This window comes from Corynebacterium minutissimum, assembly GCF_000805675.1.
GTDB lineage: Bacteria > Actinomycetota > Actinomycetes > Mycobacteriales > Mycobacteriaceae > Corynebacterium > Corynebacterium minutissimum.
Window position 1 is genome coordinate 34,839 of record NZ_JSEF01000010.1, and the last position, 15,301, is coordinate 50,139.

General features: G+C 58.3%; 13 protein-coding genes. 9 read left to right on the top strand and 4 right to left on the bottom strand.

The genetic code is table 11. The features are described 5' to 3' along the window. Positions 1–79 precede the first annotated feature (79 nt). Positions 80–523, bottom strand: a complete 444-nt coding sequence (locus tag NX84_RS06065; protein WP_039674914.1) for a hypothetical protein — start codon at positions 521–523, stop codon at positions 80–82. A gap of 46 nt (positions 524–569) precedes the next feature. Continuing rightward, the gene (locus tag NX84_RS06070) at positions 570–1,112 is read right to left on the bottom strand and encodes an HNH endonuclease family protein (protein ID WP_039674934.1); all 543 of its coding nucleotides are present in this window, start codon (positions 1,110–1,112) and stop codon (positions 570–572) included. Positions 1,113–1,307: 195 nt separating this feature from the next. On the opposite strand from NX84_RS06070, the gene NX84_RS06075 reads away from it, so the two are divergent. Further along, positions 1,308–2,648: a lipase family protein gene (locus tag NX84_RS06075; RefSeq protein WP_082013922.1), complete on the top strand. Its 1,341-nt coding sequence runs from the start codon at positions 1,308–1,310 to the stop codon at positions 2,646–2,648. Positions 2,649–2,742: 94 nt separating this feature from the next. Here NX84_RS06075 and putP read toward each other — a convergent pair whose 3' ends face one another. Further along, positions 2,743–4,305 carry a sodium/proline symporter PutP gene (gene putP, locus NX84_RS06080; RefSeq protein WP_039674915.1) on the bottom strand — a complete coding sequence of 521 codons (1,563 nt, stop codon included), beginning with the start codon at positions 4,303–4,305 and terminating at the stop codon, positions 2,743–2,745. A gap of 242 nt (positions 4,306–4,547) precedes the next feature. On the opposite strand from putP, the gene NX84_RS06085 reads away from it, so the two are divergent. The 7 genes from NX84_RS06085 (at position 4,548) to NX84_RS06115 (ending at position 13,501) form a co-directional block, all read left to right on the top strand. Further along, the gene (locus NX84_RS06085) at positions 4,548–7,652 is read left to right on the top strand and encodes a DEAD/DEAH box helicase (protein WP_039674916.1); all 3,105 of its coding nucleotides are present in this window, start codon (positions 4,548–4,550) and stop codon (positions 7,650–7,652) included. Further along, positions 7,653–8,477 carry an SWIM zinc finger family protein gene (locus NX84_RS06090; protein ID WP_039674917.1) on the top strand — a complete coding sequence of 275 codons (825 nt, stop codon included), beginning with the start codon at positions 7,653–7,655 and terminating at the stop codon, positions 8,475–8,477. 37 nt (positions 8,478–8,514) lie between these two features. Continuing rightward, entirely contained in the window at positions 8,515–9,648 is a 1,134-nt protein-coding gene (locus NX84_RS06095; RefSeq protein ID WP_039674919.1) for a metallophosphoesterase family protein, read from the top strand. Positions 9,649–9,651: 3 nt separating this feature from the next. After that, positions 9,652–12,222 (top strand): AAA family ATPase, encoded by a 2,571-nt coding sequence (locus NX84_RS06100; RefSeq protein ID WP_039674920.1) that lies wholly within the window; start codon positions 9,652–9,654, stop codon positions 12,220–12,222. A gap of 23 nt (positions 12,223–12,245) precedes the next feature. Further along, positions 12,246–12,755 (top strand): MarR family winged helix-turn-helix transcriptional regulator, encoded by a 510-nt coding sequence (locus tag NX84_RS06105; RefSeq protein WP_039674921.1) that lies wholly within the window; start codon positions 12,246–12,248, stop codon positions 12,753–12,755. Positions 12,756–12,821: 66 nt separating this feature from the next. Next, a complete protein-coding gene (locus NX84_RS06110; protein WP_039674922.1) occupies positions 12,822–13,115 on the top strand; it encodes a hypothetical protein in 294 nt (97 codons plus the stop codon). Positions 13,116–13,291: 176 nt separating this feature from the next. Next, a complete protein-coding gene (locus NX84_RS06115; protein ID WP_039674923.1) occupies positions 13,292–13,501 on the top strand; it encodes a hypothetical protein in 210 nt (69 codons plus the stop codon). Positions 13,502–13,648: 147 nt separating this feature from the next. Here NX84_RS06115 and NX84_RS06120 read toward each other — a convergent pair whose 3' ends face one another. After that, positions 13,649–14,011: a VOC family protein gene (locus NX84_RS06120; protein ID WP_039674925.1), complete on the bottom strand. Its 363-nt coding sequence runs from the start codon at positions 14,009–14,011 to the stop codon at positions 13,649–13,651. A 112-nt stretch (positions 14,012–14,123) separates the two neighbouring features. Here NX84_RS06120 and NX84_RS06125 point away from each other — a divergent pair, with 112 nt between their 5' ends. Next, entirely contained in the window at positions 14,124–14,573 is a 450-nt protein-coding gene (locus tag NX84_RS06125; protein ID WP_039674928.1) for a hypothetical protein, read from the top strand. Positions 14,574–15,301 lie beyond the last annotated feature (728 nt).

Here is a 15,301-nt window from a genome sequence, read left to right on the forward strand (position 1 = left end):
ATAGGATTTCTGAGCAGACTTTCGTGAGTTCGGGAGGTTGTGCGTTTTCGGTGTGCTGTCCTGGGACTCTAAAAGTGAGTTACACGTACATCAGGATGGCGCAGACAACCCACAGCAAGTTGAAGATACCGGAGAACATCGCCAGCTGCTTCTTCAGCTTGGCAACATCGGCGGTGCCGGGGGAAGCGATGGCGGCCATAGACTTGTTCTGCTTCGGGATCACTACGACGAGGAGAATCACCCACGCGATGACGGCGAGCAGGATCGCGATGTGGAACTGAACCTGGGACTTATAGGCGTCAAGGTCAGTAAGGAAGACAGCCAGGCCGATTACCGGAACGATGACAGAGATGTATCCATAGGTGGTGGTGATCTTGTTGAGGACGCCCGCAGCACCAGCAGCGGACGCATCGCCAGCAGCGGCCTTCTCAAGTTGGCCCGGGAAGGCAGAAGTGGAGACACACACGGTACCGACCAACAAAATAGCGGCGAAGGCGTGGAGGAAGATGAGCAAGCTAGTCATGAGGAGAAGTGTTTACCTTTCTGGTCACGGGTTTCCCTGCGAAAGTCTAACGACGGTCCGTAATGAAATCGAATCGACACTGATGACGCATGGCCTCGTAGTCACGGGCGGGGAGTGGTAGTTCATACTTCCGCGCCACGGCAGCAAGCCTTCGCGAATAGTCACAGCGATCCGCTGGTGGAAGCCAGTCACCAGGCAATGAATCTGACTTTGCTTGGTTAAGAGTTCGGGCGGTGGCAACAAGGTTGAGCGGGTCGTTAGCAAACGCTAGCTTGTGCTCTCTTGTCCACGTCGATGCACCGAGGTCCCATGCCGCGGAGAGCGGAAAGACGTGGTCCACTTCAACGCGGTCCGGGGCAGGGCCGCGGGAGTACGGGTCATAAAGAATGCCGTTAATGGTTTGGGTGTCCTTGATGGCCTCGCGTGTGCCGGGCAGCCAACCGCCAAAGTCAGCACGTTCATAGCCAGGTGTCGATACGCGCGCGGGCACTGTGGCCACTCCTAGGTTGGGGCCGGGGAAGAAGTGGTATCCGGCATATGTGAGTGTGGCTAGGGAAAGGAGGCCGAAATAGGCCGTACGCAGGTCCATGACCATTTAGACTGTGTGCAACGTTGAGAGGTTCCCTGTAGAGAGATGTCGAGAAGCGTGGAGATGAAGGGAAGGTGTGCGGGGGATTAATAAAACTTGACACAATCAAATGAAGGTTAATAATAAACATGACCTTTCTTAGAAAGAGTCAAAACTTATCGCACCTGCTGACACTGCTTAAAGAAAGGAAATGCAGTGAAATCGTCCCTTCCCATTCTTACTGTGGCATGTCTCGTTGCCACATCAAGCCCTGTTGCCTTAGCACAGGAAGTCGCGCCAGAACTACCAGAATCCGCTCTCGCTGAGGAAGCCCTTAAAGATCCCGTAGCAACGAAGAGCCCGGAGCAATCCGGTGATATTGAGGATGCTGCAGAGGAGTTGAAGAACTACTCCACGGCACCGGAACCTGGTATGAACAACCCGGTCGGAGATGAATACTCGGCCTTCTACCACGATTCCGTTGATGTGGAGTCGTCCACCCCCGGCCAACTTTTCCGTTCCGAGCCTGTTCGCAACCCGTCGAACACCCTCGGAATTACCAACATTGGACCGTACAAGGCCCAGCGAATCCTGTATTCCTCTACCAACCGCACTGGAAAAAAGACTGCCGTTAGCGGCATTGTTATTGAGCCCAAAGCTGCGTGGGTGGGGCCCAGCCCGCGCCCAGTTGTAGCATTCGCTCCGGGAACGCAGGGAGTGGCAGACCGATGCGCGCCGTCGCGCAAGATCGCTGAAGGTGTGGGGGACTACGAGCAGTTCTTCTTTGAGCAATATCTGAAGAAGGGCTATGCGGTTGTGGTCACAGACTATGAAGGTCTTGGGACCCCAGGTATGCACACCTACATGGATCGAATCTCTCAGGCGCATGCCGTCTTGGATAGTGCGCGTGCAGCACAGCAGCTTAGCGGTTGGGATATTGCTGCCGATAACCCCGTGTTCATCAACGGTTACTCGCAGGGCGGTGGGGCAGCGGCATCAGCAGCGGAGCTCTATGACGATTACGCGCCTGAACTTAACGTCAAACTAGCTACCATTGGCGCTGCACCCGCCGACCTGACGTTGCTGCCGCCGGCGCTCGACGGCACGTTGTACTTCCTGTTTGAATCCTATGCGTTGCTGGGACTGAGTGACTCTTATGGGGAAGACCTTTACTCCCATCTCAATGAGAAGGGCGCTGAAATCCTTAAACGCGCCACCAACACCTGTACCTTGGGGCTCACAAGCTTTGCAGGAACTACTATTGAGCAGATCAGCAATGAGGAGAAGGATGTTGACCAGTTCATCGCTTCTGCGCCATACGACCGGATCCTCGCGGACCAGCACATCGGTTACGATGCGCCGTCGATCCCAGTGGTAGTCACGCATGGCCGCGGCGATGACGTGATTCCTTTTTCGACCGCTGAGCAATTGGTTAACCAATGGACATCGCGCGGCGCGAACGTGACGTTTATCCCGAATGATGCACGTTCACATGTTGCTGGCACCGTCCCACACATTACTGAGTCAGTCAAAGCTATTGAAGCGGCGTTGTCTTAAAAGTTCTTGCGCATAAGACAAACCCCTCGCCGAAGCTTCGTGATGAATTAGCTCAGCGAGGGGCTTGAAAAGAAATGGGATAGGGGGTCAGCGTTTAGCTTTGCACCTGTTCCGCAGCCTCCTCGAAGTCGAGGTTCTTGTTGTTCTCGACGAGTTTGGCCAGGCGGGAAGCCTCCTCAAACTCCTGGGTGACCTTCTCGTCCGGGGCCTTGGTGGCCAGGGAAACACCGACGGCCACGAGCAGAGCGGAGATGAAGCCCGGAACCAGCTCGTAGAGGGTATCGCCCAGCGGGCTCATGCCCCAGCCGATGGCCACGATGGCGCCGGTGAGCATGCCGGCGATGGCGCCGGTGGAGTTCAGGCGCTTCCAGTACAGCGACAGAAGGACAATCGGGCCGAAGGCGGAACCGAAGCCAGCCCAGGCGAAGCCAACGAGACCCAGAATCGAGTCGGATGGGTTGATGGCCAGCACAGCGGCGATGATGGCGATGGCCACGACAGCGGTACGAGACAGGTTGATCAGGACGTCCTGGCTCGGCTTCTTTTTAGCGAAGATGAGGTAGAGGTCCTCAATCAGGGAGGTGGAAACAACCAGCATCTGGGAGGACATGGTGGACATGATGGCTGCCAGAACAGCGGTCAGGACCAGACCAGCGAACAGCGGGTGGAACATAACCTGTGCCATGTCCAGGAAGATGGTCTCATAGTTCTCCTGGTCAGTGATGGAGTGACCAGTCTGAGTGAAGAAGACGGTACCGGACAGTGCCACGAAGATAGCACCAATCAGGGAGATACCCATCCAGCTGACACCGTAGAAACGGCCCGCGCGGGCATCGGAAGGCTTACGCAGCGCCATGAAGCGGACGATGATGTGCGGCTGGCCAAAGTAGCCCAAGCCCCACGCCAAGTTACCGATGATGACGGCAGCGGAAACGCCGGAGAACATCGAGAAGTAGTTCGGGTTCTCAATAACGCCACCGGTGGCGTAGGGGTTCTCAGCAGCGAAGCTGAAGATCTCGCCAGGGTTGTCCAGTGCGAAGAGCACCATAATCGGCACGATGATGAGGGAAGCGAACATGAGCAGGCCCTGGACGGTATCGGTATAGGACACCGCGAGGAAGCCACCGACGAAGGTGTAGAACACCGTCACGGCAGCCACGACGAGCATGCCGACCATGTAGTCGCCGCCGAAGCTGGACTCGAAGTAGCGGCCACCGGCGACCATGCCGGAGGATACGTAGAAGGTGAAGAAGAAGATAATGATGGCTGCAGCAATGATGCGCAGCATGCGCGACTTATCGTGCAGGCGGTTCTCGAAGAAGGACGGCACGGTAATCGAGTTGCCGGCAATTTCGGAGTAGGAGCGCAGACGCGGCGCAACCCACTTCCAGTTCGCCCAAGCACCGGCAAGAAGACCGATGGCCATCCAGAGCTCGGACATACCGGTGAGGAACAGGGCGCCAGGCAGGCCCATGAGAATCCAGCCGGACATATCGGACGCACCGGCGGACAGTGCGGCTACGAACGGGTGAAGCCCGCGGCCGGCTAGAACATAGTCGTCGTATTCATCCGTCTGCTTGTAGCTCCAGAAGCCGATGGCGGCCATGGCAAGCAGATAGATGATCATCGCAACGACGTACCAAGTGGAGTCTTGCACTGATCTCTCCTTGAGATTGAGATTAAGAGTAGGACGCATTCACGCTAACGAGGTAAACGGTCCTGCCCAACTGAAAATCGGCAAGGCGACCAGTATTTGGTTACCTTGGTCACAGCTTAATGTACGGTCTTACTGGCGTAACGCTGAAATGTAACGAGACTATAACGATTGGGTATTGTGGCAGCATTTGGGAACTTTCTGCCCCCAGTGCCCCCAGATGGTGTGCTGCTAAACTGGCCGTTATGGCTTCTTACCTGCTGCATGGCCTCTGGCTGCCCGTCTCTGGCCTGAGTCTATGGATCGAACAGGTCGAAGGACACAAGATCGTCATGCCCTCCGCTGTACCGGAGCGCACCTTCCCCGATGTTGTCGACACCATCTTGGAGAAGAAGACGTTTCGTAACCGAGCGCGGGTATCGCTGCGCACTCCGAAAGGAAAAGACGTCTCCCTCATGGTGCCTATGGCCATGTTCGCACCTGATGAGGCAGTTGAGACCTTGGCCAAATTAGAATTTCTCGACACGGGCAGCCAAGCGGTGACGGCAGAGCAGCGCTTGACCATTGCCCCAGACCTCATGTGGCTCATCCGGGCCTACCGCGGTCTCTACCGTTTTGTGCGCGCTGGGCGCGTGACTATTCGCCTTTCCTACCAAGCAGGCGAGTGGTATCCCATGTGGCAGCTCGCCTCCGGATTAGGAGAGCGCAGCTGGTTGGCGGAGATGCTTGCCTCAGCACCAGGCATTCTGACGATTAATAACCGTGCGCTCTCAGATGATTTAGCTGATGAGCTTACGCACTGGATTGCCTATACCCAGCTGCGCCCACAGATCGATGCTCCACGTGCAGCTCCCTGGCATGATTTCGCCCTTTCGCTGCTGAAGACTGCACCAGTGAAGAAGGGGCGTGCCCAGCTGCTTCGCGGGCTCAACGAGTGGAAAGACTCCATCACCTCGGTGGATCTCCAGCTGGTGTTCCTCGTAGAAGAGCCAGAAAATGATGAAGACCCTGAAGAGACCGTCTGGCCCATCCGCGTGCTTGTGCGCTCCGGCACCGATTCGCCGCGCCCAGTGAAGCAGGAGCAGCTGGATCGGGGGAGCGTCGAGAAGCTGCGTGATGCCCGCCGCCACGCCTTCGACGTAGCCCCGCGCCTGAAATACAACTCCGGGGCACCCTCGCCCTATGCCGGTGACTGGGACGTATACCTGACGACCGAACAACTCGTGGAGTTTGTCACCCACGATGCTGCAGCCTTGCGCAAGGCCGGTTTCACCGTCATGCTGCCGAAGTCGTGGTCGCATATGGAGACCAAGGCCCGGCTAGAGACCGTCGAGGCTCACGATCCTGCCGAGGGTGCCACGAAGGCCCATATCGGCATGGAAAAACTCGTCAACTATGACTGGAAGCTCTCCGTCGGTGACACGCAGCTCACCGATGCCGAAATGGAGGAGCTAGTTAAGTCCAAGTCCGGCCTCATCAAGTTGCGCGGCGAGTGGGTCATGGCGGATACCCAGGCGCTCAACAAGATTCAGCAGTACATGCGCGAGCTCGCCGATACCGCCCGTAGGCGAGCCCTCAAGGAACTCGAACAGCTCGCAAAAACCGCAGAGATGGCCCGCCAGCTGGAGCAACCCGGCTGGGAGGAGCTCGTCGCTGAGGTAGAGCGTCGCCGCAAGGAATTCAACGAAGGCGAAGAAGAAAACCTTGTCTCCATCGCGGATCTGCGCGAGATGGCGCTTAAATCCATGGCGGAGGATCCCATCGCCTTTACCGGCTCCCAGTGGCACACCTCGTTGCTCGGAGGCCTCGAGACCACCGCCCCGGACCGCGTGGATATCCCAGATACCGTCCACGCGGAGCTGCGCGATTACCAGCGCCGCGGCGTGGACTGGCTCTACTGGATGTCCCAGAACAATATTGGAGCAGTGCTTGCCGACGACATGGGGTTGGGCAAGACCCTCCAACTACTGTCGTTGCTGGCCGTCGAAAAGGCGGCGTGGGCGGAAGCCCACGCCGCGGGAGATACGCAAGCCCACGCCGCGGAGGATAAGGACGCCACGGCGTGGAACCCCACGCTGGTTGTCGCCCCCACCTCCGTCGTGGGCAACTGGGCCCGTGAGGCCGCGCGCTTCGTGCCGAGCTTCAAAGTCGTGGTCCAGCACGGCACCGGCAGGCTCAAAGGCGACAAACTTGTGGAGGCAGCGCAGAATGCTGACGTCGTCATCACCTCCTACGGCACCGTGGCCCGTGACTTCCTCACCTTGAGCAAGGTGGACTGGGACCGCGTTGTGCTCGATGAGGCCCAAGCCATTAAAAATGCGGCAACGCGTTCCTCTAAAGCAGTGCGCGCTATCCCGTCGCGCCACCGCGTGGCGCTGACCGGTACGCCGATTGAGAACCGCTTGTCAGAGATGCGCTCCATCCTGGACTACTGCAACCCCGGCATTCTTGGCTCAGCGTCGTTCTTCCGCAACCACTTTTCCAAGTCCATCGAACGCGAAGGCAACGAGGAAATGGCCGAGCGCCTCCGCCTTCTCACCGCGCCGTTTATCCTGCGCCGGCTCAAGACTGACCCGAACATCATCGATGACCTGCCTGACAAATCCGAACAGATCATCACCGTGCGCATGACCGACGAGCAGGCGGCGCTGTATAAGGCACTGGTTGCTGATGTGGAGCAAGCCTTGGGCAAAAAGGAAGGCATGTCGCGCCGCGGACTCGTGCTGGCCTCGCTTACGCGTATCAAGCAGATTTGTAACCACCCGGCCCACTTCCTTGGTGACGGCAGCGCGGTCACCATCAAGGGCAAGCACCGCTCCGGCAAAGTGGAAGAGCTCATGCGCATCGTGGACCAGGCGATTGAATCTCGCGAGCGCGTGCTTATCTTTACCCAATACAAGGCCTTCGGCGATATTCTCCAGCCTTATCTATCCGACCAGTTGGGCACTGACATTCCCTTCCTCCACGGCGGAGTGAGCAAGAACAAACGTGACCAGATGGTGCAGGATTTCCAAGCCGATGACGGAGCTCCCGTCATGCTGCTCTCGCTCAAGGCGGGAGGTACGGGGTTGAACCTCACGGCGGCGTCGATAGTCGTGCACATGGACCGCTGGTGGAACCCAGCCGTGGAGAACCAGGCCACCGACCGTGCCTTCCGCATCGGTCAGGAGCGCAACGTGCAGGTCTACAAGATGATTACTGCTGGCACGCTGGAGGAGTCCATCCAAGACATCCTCGACGGCAAGACCCAGCTCGCTGGCGCCGTGGTGGGCGAGGGCGAAGGCTGGCTCACGGAACTAACTCCGGAGCAGCTGGCAGATCTCATGAGCTACAAGGGACAGGAGAACTAAATGGCACCGGCACGCCCGAGCGATGACAACGTCATTTACGCTAACTTTGGCACCCGCAAGCGCGTCAGCACGCCCGAGGAGGTCCACCGCGTAGACCGCGTGCGCACGATGCAGCCGGCTGCCACGCGCGTGGTGAACTTTGTCAATGGGCAGACGGATTCCGGGCGCATCAGCCGCGGGCGCCAATACGCTACGGAAGGTCACGTCGTGGGCCTTGACGTGCGCAATGGTGCGGTTCACGGCAAGGTTGCCGGCTCCCAGAACGAGCCTTTCGCGGTGCTCATCCAGGTCCCGTACCGCAACAACGAGGACATCGGCCGTTTGTCGGAGATGTTTGCGCGTACCCCCAACTCCGTGGCGAAGGCGAGGGAGGGCCTGCTTGCCGACGACACCCTCGACATCCTCTTTGCCGAATTCGCCGACGACCTCCGTTTCTCCTGCACCTGCCCTGATCCGGAGTATGTGTGCAAACACATCGTCGCCGTGGCAGATCGCCTTGCTGCGCGCATGGATGCCGATCCGTCTGTCATCTTCGCCCTGCGCGGACTGGATTTTGCGCGTTTGGAGCAATCCGTCATGGAGCAGGCCAAGGCTGCCTCGGAGGATTCCTATAGTGGCGTGGACATGGACCCTGAAGAGCGCAATGCTCTGTTCTGGGAAGGGCGCGAACTGCCACCGCTTCCCGAACCTAAGTACGCACCCGCAGTGGATGATTCTGACCCTGACCTGCTGCGCCGTGCCATGCGTGCGGTGAGTCATACGAACATAGATGTGCTTCGTGCAGTCTCCGATGTCGATGACCTTTACTACCATCTGACGCATTAACGATATCGCCTCCGTGTCGAGTGAGGAGTAAGAATTCATGGCCGCTGTCACGTTTATCCATACCTCCGATTTTCAGCTGGGGATGACCCGCTGGTTCCTCTCACCAGCAGCGCAATCGCGCTTCGATGATGACCGTGAGGAGGCAGTAGCGCGGCTCGGCGAGCTAGCCAGCGAAACGGGTGCCGAATTCATCGTGGTGGCTGGTGACGTGTTTGAACATAACTCCCTCAACAAGTCCACGTTGCTGCGCGCAAAAGAGGTCTTTAAGAACTTGCCCGTGCCCGTCTACCTGTTGCCAGGCAACCACGATCCACTCGTGGCGGACTCCATTTTCTTTCACTCCTTTGCGGATAACGTCCACGTTATTGCAGATTCCGAGCCCATCGAGGTACGCCCAGGGGTAGAAATCGTCGGCGCGCCCTACCTGTCGAAACGCGCGAATTACGACCTCGTGCGCCGTGCACTGGAGCCCTTGGAGCCATTCGATAAGGCAGCGGGCGGGATTGCCCGCATCGCGGTGGGCCACGGCCAAGTGGAATCCCGCGCAGGTGAATCTGCTGATACCGATGCAGACATCATTGACTTGGCATTCGTGGAGCGCTGCCTCGACGAAGGAATTATTGATTACCTGGCGCTCGGGGATACTCACTCCACGGACTCTCTTGGCCGCACCGGAAAGGTGTGGTTCTCCGGCAGTCCGGAAACCACGGCCTTCGATGATCGCGAGCGTGATTCCGGTAATGCGTTGGTGGTGACGGTTGAGGGTGATCGGGTGGACGTCGCCAAGCACAGCGTTGGACGCTGGCACTTCCGCGCCATTGATGCTGACCTTAACTCGATGGAGGAGGTCGAGCGCTTTTTGTCGGAGCTGGATGAGCTGCCGGGAAAGACGCGCACCGCGGTGAAGTACAGCTTGCGCGGAACGCTGGGCCTGAACGCTCAAGCACGGCTAGAGCAGGGCCTTGCGGATCTGGAAGAGGTCTTTGCCTCCCTGAAACCACGTGAGCGGACGATGGACCTGCACCTTGCGCCGTCAGAGGAGGAACTGGGCGAGTTAAGTCTGAGCGGCTATGCAGCAGATGCGCTGACAGAGTTGCTCGAGGATCTGGACAATCCCACCGCCCGTGATGCCGCTAATCTACTGTTTCGTCTCAGCGCGAAGGGAGCCTAAACCATGATGCAGCTACATTCTGTCGAACTGAATAATGTCCGCGCTGTGGAACGCCTTGTGGTCAAGGATTTGCCGGAGACTGGTGTTGTGGTGATTGGCGGCCCGAATGAGGCCGGTAAGTCCACGCTGGTGGAGGCCATTGACTTTGTTCTGACGGAAAAGCACACGGCGGGATCAAAGAAGATTAAGGCGCTCAAACCCGTGGGCCGTGACGTAGCGCCCGAGGTCACGCTGGAAGCGACCGTGGGCCCGTACCGTTTCCGCATCCACAAGAGGTGGTTGAAGAAGCGTGCCTCGGAGTTGCAGGTGTTGTCTCCGCGTCCTGGGCAATGGACAGGTGCTGAGGCCGATAATGAGCTCGACCGTATCTTGAGCGAACACCTTGACCGCGCGCTGCTCGATGCGCTGTTTGTGCGCCAGGATGACCAGAATGAGGGTATCGCTGCAGTAGGTATTCCGTCTCTGACTGCCGCACTGGAAGAAGAAACCGGGTCGAGTGCTGTGGCTGAGGATTCCGAGCTACTCACGCGCATCGAAGCTGAGTACACGCAGTTCTACACCGCCAAGACGGATAAACCGGCAGGGGAGTACAAGGCTGTTATTGCGGCTTTAGAGGAAGCGGAGGACGCCCATGCCTCTGCTGAAGCCGCCCTGCGCGAGCTCGATGGCGTGGTGGAGCGCTACGAGGCTGCGGAGCTCAAGCAGAGTGAAGCTGAGGCCGCCCTGCCTGCTGCCGAAGAGGACTGCGCTCGCCTCGATGCAGAACTTGTCGCGGCACGCGCGGCGCAGGAGAAGGTGAGGGTGCAAGAGGTTGCTGTTACTCGCGCTGCGGAGGCTGTGACGCGTGCCCAGGAGGATGCCGAGCGCCGCAAGGTTCTCGTGGAGGAACATGCCCATGCAGTCGAGGCTGCCGAGCGTGCAGCGACGGTTCTGGTGCAGGCAACTGAACGGGCGGACGCCGAAGCAGCCACACGGCTGAAACTCGAAGAAGAGCGCGCTGAGGTCCAAAAGCGCTATGACGCAGTGCGTGAGGAGCGCCAGCGGGCTCGCCGTGCGCGGCAGCGCGCGGAGCACGAAGCGCTGGGGGCACGACTGGAAACGCTGGGCACCTTGGAGGAGACGCTGGCTGTTCGCCGCCGTGAACTGGCCGCAGCGCCCGCCATTGCAAACCTTGGTGCGCTGGTGGAAGCCGAACGTGAGGTCAGCATTCAGAAGCGCCTGCGTGCGGCCGCCGCCGCGAAGCTCTATGTCACCGGCTCGGGTGAGATCACGGTGGACGGTGAGCCTCTGGCTCTCGATTCCGGTGAGGAAACCCCGGTTGAGCTGCACGATGGCACGATGGTGTGCATCGGCGAGGTCACTGCCCGCTATGCGGCCGCTGCCGGTGAATCCGGAGTCGATGGTGTTGAGAAAGCCCAAGCAGAGCTAGTCCGACTTCTGGACAACGCTGGCTGCGAGACCGTCGAGGTAGCTCGCGCTGCCCATGAGAAGCACGAGCAGCTTGCTACATCGGTAGACAGCGCTTCCCGTGAGCTGGTTGCTGCCTTGGGTGGTGATGATTTGGGCGAGCTTCGCGCACGCTTTGAGGCTAGTGCCATCGAAGAACTGGAGACTGCCGATGAAAATGACGACGAGCCACGTGAGCTCGCCGTTGTAGAGAAGGAAGAAGAAGAGCTGCGCATCCAGCTCGACGAGCTGGACCGTGCGTTGGCTCCCTACCGCGAGAACAAAGCTGGGGCAGCCCTCGACGTTGCTCAAGTCCGCGCCGACGAAGCCGAATCGCAGCGTGGCCTTAAGGCCCAGGCCATTGCCGCCGCCCGCGAGCAGCGTAGTGACGACGACGTTCACGCTGCTATAGAGAAGGCCCGTACCGCACAGGCTAACGAGGAAGCCGTCCTTAAAGAGATGTCGGGCGTGGATGTGGCCACTGCAGAAAGCTTGGCACAGGGCGCGCGGACGCACGTTGAGTCGCTTAAAGCCGCGGTGTCTGATGCCAATGGTGAGAAGCGTGAGCTCACAGGCCGCATTGAGATGTATTCCGGCGCTGCCGAGGCACTAGAAAGGGCCACCGCTGAACTGGAGATGGCTCGCGAACGCCACGCCGCTACTGAACGCCGGGCTGAGGCCGCCCGTTATCTACGCATGCTCATGCTGCGCCACCGCGATGCCGCCCGCCAGCGCTATGCGGAGCCGTTCGTCACGGCACTCAATGGTTTGGCGCGCACCGTCTTTGGCAGCGACGTGGATTTCCACCTGTCAGAAGAACTCAAGGTAGAAACGCGCAGCCGCAATGGCGACACCGTGGATTTTGAGGGCCTATCCGGGGGAGCCAAGGAGCAGTTGGGGATTCTGACGCGGTTTGCCATCGCGCAGCTCGTCTCTGGGGACTCCGTGCCCATCATTATTGATGATGCATTGGGGTCCACCGATTCTTCCCGTCTGCAGCTCATGGCAGCGCTTTTCACTAAGGCGGGAAAGAGTTCCCAGGTCATTGTGTTGACCTGCATGCCTCAGCGTTATTCCTGGGTTGGTGGGCGTACCGAGTTGAGCATGGAAAAATTAAAAGGGCTGTAACTCCAAAGTGTAGGGTTGTTGTCATGACTGCGGAAACTCGATGGCTCAACGAAGAAGAACAAGACCTGTGGCGTCACCTCTTGGCCTGCATCCGCAAGATCAACCGCGGCATGGAGGAGACCCTCTTGGCTTGCGGAGATATCTCCATGTCTGAGTACTCCGTGCTCGTGTCCCTCTCTGAAGCCCCGAACCACCGCCTGCGTCTGCGTGAACTGTGCTCGGAGCTGGAGTGGGATCGCTCCCGAGCATCGCACCAAATCACGCGGATGGAAAAACGTGGTCTCGTGACCAAAGAAAAATGCGAAGGCGATGCCAGGGGAGTCGAGGTCGTTATCACGCGACTCGGCTTTAAGCGGCTTCGAGCATCCGTACCGGAACACGTGGAGTCCGTTCGCCGCATGGTCTTTGACCACCTCGATTCCGCAGATGCCCCAGCGCTCCTGCGGTTTTGTGAGGGCGTGTTAGCAGAGAATAACTTGCCCGGTTATAAGGACTTCGTCCCCGACGAGCTCCTGCGCGGAAGTCGCTCTTAAGATCGAGCGATTCACGGGTACAGTGGGCCCAGACCGCATTCTCACCAGGAGGTGTATCCCCACATCATGATGGGACAAGAACTATTCGAGCGCCCGAAACGCCAATACGCTCAGTACCGCATTGAAGCGCTGGAGGAGTTGAGCGCGCAGGTGGGCCCAGTGGAGGACGTTGACGAGCTTAGCGATGAACAGGCCGCGGCTTTAGAGCAGGCTCTGGAACAGCATCCAGAAAGCGCTGTGACCTTCGATGAGCTTTCACAGCAATGGATTGTTGGCGCTGGAGATGACATCAATCGCATGTTCCACGACCGCGAAGAATTCATCGAGGCGTTGGAGAATAACGAGGATCCTGGGGTCTAGCTCACACACGGTGTCAAACTTCTGACGGATAGCCGCTGAAAATCTGCGTAGAACTACGGCCGGTACTGTATAACCTGCTAACATACTCTGTGTTAATGGGCGAGCGTCCCTCAGCTGTGAGGGAGAAGACTCCAGCATGAGCTCCTCGGAGAGGGAGCTAAGTGAAAGGATTGAACATGATCAACCAGCGCGATTTGGCTCAGGAAGAGCGCGAGGCTGCCGCACGCGACAAGGCTGACGGTTGGGTATCCGTCTTCGTTCAGTGGATTCCCTTGATGCTCATCTCCGTGGTTATTCTGGCCGCCCTTTTCTTCGGTATGTACTACATCGAGCACGGCACCTTGGACATCACGCAGGAGATCGTGAACCCGTTCATCACTCAGTAACGCGAACGGACGCGCGGACGCTGTAAAGCCTCCGCAGCCCGTGGTGTAGTAGCCACGGCACCAACAAAGCCCCGGCAGCTCAATCGCAGAAGCTGCTGGGGCTTTTTCATACCCGTTTGCCATGCGGCCTTGCCGCTAGCACGCTGGCTAATCGATGGGAGCCACGCGAACACGGTTACCGTCGGGATCAGCAACGACAAACGTTGTGCCGAAGACATCCTCGTGCGGTTCTTCAAGGACCTCTACGTCTGTGGCCGTCCAGTTGTTGTAAACCTTAAGTACTTCGTCCTTGTCCACATTGAGGCAGACTTCCGAGGTTCGCGTCGGGGCAGAGGAGAGTGCTTGGCTCTCGCCGCTCCACACAGCGAGTGAAACGCCATCGCCTAGGGCGAAGGTGACGTAGCGGGGTGAGGTGAAGTCAACCGTGAGTCCAAGATGCTGTGAATAGAACTCAACGGATTTCTCGACGTTGCTGGCATAAACGATGAAGACGATTTCACGGTTCGACATGCGTAAAATTTTACCTATGAACGACAGTCTGCGCATTCGACAAGTTTGAAGAAACCGACTCCGGTGAGTTGCTCCACGAGGGTGGAACGCTTCACAACTACCCTTGAGAGCCATGAGTGGCAACGTCTATGTGCGCTATCTCAATGGCCCGCTCCAGTGGCTGGGAATCGTTGTTGGCCTCGCTGTTGTGGCAGCGCTTCTGCCAACAATGGTTAATTCCACGTGGGTAGCTATCCTTTTTGGCGCAGTGGTTATCGCAGCAACGTTGGCCTGCATTGTGATGCGGGTGAAGATCGTCGTGAGCGACGACGGCGTGACGGCTTCCGTCTTGGGCTTGTTTTCAAAGACGATTTCCCTCAAGGACATCACCGGTGTCAGTGTCGGTCCGGAGACAGGACTGATAGAAGGCGCGGGCCCACGCGTGGTCGATGGTTCATCGGCCTATATCGTTTCCGGGCCCACCGTGCGTATCGAGCAAGGAGCCTCCTCTTTTATTGCCTCGGCGAAGAACCCGGAGGAGGTTGTTGCGGACGTTCAGGCGCGCCTTGCGCGTGCGGCTTAGGCGAAAAGGGCGTTAGCGAGGATGGTTCTCCTTATATGGCTCGTTTGGGCCCAAACGAGCCATATAAGGAGGGGAGGAAGGTTCGTTTGCCCCCAGGGGAGCCTTGTGAGTAGTGCCTTATGACTGGAACCATCTTGATGTGGTGTGAGGGGGTAAGACGGCCATGGGAAGGCACCGGGCTTATGCATCAAACAGCATGAAAAAGTGCCCCTTACAGAGTGCCCCTGACAGTGTCCGGTTCGGAGACATCGTTTCGCATGTCTCATGAGACTGTTCCGGTAGAAAGCCCTGAAGCCACAACTGCCCAGACACGACGCAAAGCGATGTCTCGAGACATCGATCCTCTGTGGCTTTCCACACCGAAGTGACGACTTCCAAAAATCCGCTCGTGTGAGGCCCAGCTCGGTTGCTTTTAGCGCGTTCAGGAGCAGTTCTAGGAGTGTGTCTCAAACTATGAACGACAACTGAGGTCGGAACCAAGCCCCAGCTATCGCGTTTAAAGACCGCAAATGGGGCACGATCTTGGGCCGCACAGTTGCCTGTACTGAGGAGTATCCGTGACGTTGCGGCTAGCCGATTTCCGAGCTCTAGTCCACAGCCCCGGGGTCTCACACATCTGTCACTGTCATTCACGGTAGATAGTGGCTAAAAACTACAGGCGGTTTCAAGTGGTGGATGCATCACTTGAATAGTTCTTGGATTTTCTCTTCTGGTGTGTACCAGTTGAG

Bases quoted from the DNA above. Each gene is read 5' to 3' on its own strand.
- NX84_RS06065 (WP_039674914.1), bottom strand. From the start codon at position 523: ATGACTAGCTTGCTCATCTTCCTCCACGCCTTCGCCGCTATTTTGTTG.
- NX84_RS06070 (WP_039674934.1), bottom strand. From the start codon at position 1,112: ATGGACCTGCGTACGGCCTATTTCGGCCTCCTTTCCCTAGCCACACTC.
- NX84_RS06085 (WP_039674916.1), top strand. From the start codon at position 4,548: ATGGCTTCTTACCTGCTGCATGGCCTCTGGCTGCCCGTCTCTGGCCTG.
- NX84_RS06090 (WP_039674917.1), top strand. From the start codon at position 7,653: ATGGCACCGGCACGCCCGAGCGATGACAACGTCATTTACGCTAACTTT.
- NX84_RS06095 (WP_039674919.1), top strand. From the start codon at position 8,515: ATGGCCGCTGTCACGTTTATCCATACCTCCGATTTTCAGCTGGGGATG.
- NX84_RS06100 (WP_039674920.1), top strand. From the start codon at position 9,652: ATGATGCAGCTACATTCTGTCGAACTGAATAATGTCCGCGCTGTGGAA.
- NX84_RS06105 (WP_039674921.1), top strand. From the start codon at position 12,246: ATGACTGCGGAAACTCGATGGCTCAACGAAGAAGAACAAGACCTGTGG.
- NX84_RS06110 (WP_039674922.1), top strand. From the start codon at position 12,822: ATGATGGGACAAGAACTATTCGAGCGCCCGAAACGCCAATACGCTCAG.
- NX84_RS06115 (WP_039674923.1), top strand. From the start codon at position 13,292: ATGATCAACCAGCGCGATTTGGCTCAGGAAGAGCGCGAGGCTGCCGCA.
- NX84_RS06120 (WP_039674925.1), bottom strand. From the start codon at position 14,011: ATGTCGAACCGTGAAATCGTCTTCATCGTTTATGCCAGCAACGTCGAG.
- NX84_RS06125 (WP_039674928.1), top strand. From the start codon at position 14,124: ATGAGTGGCAACGTCTATGTGCGCTATCTCAATGGCCCGCTCCAGTGG.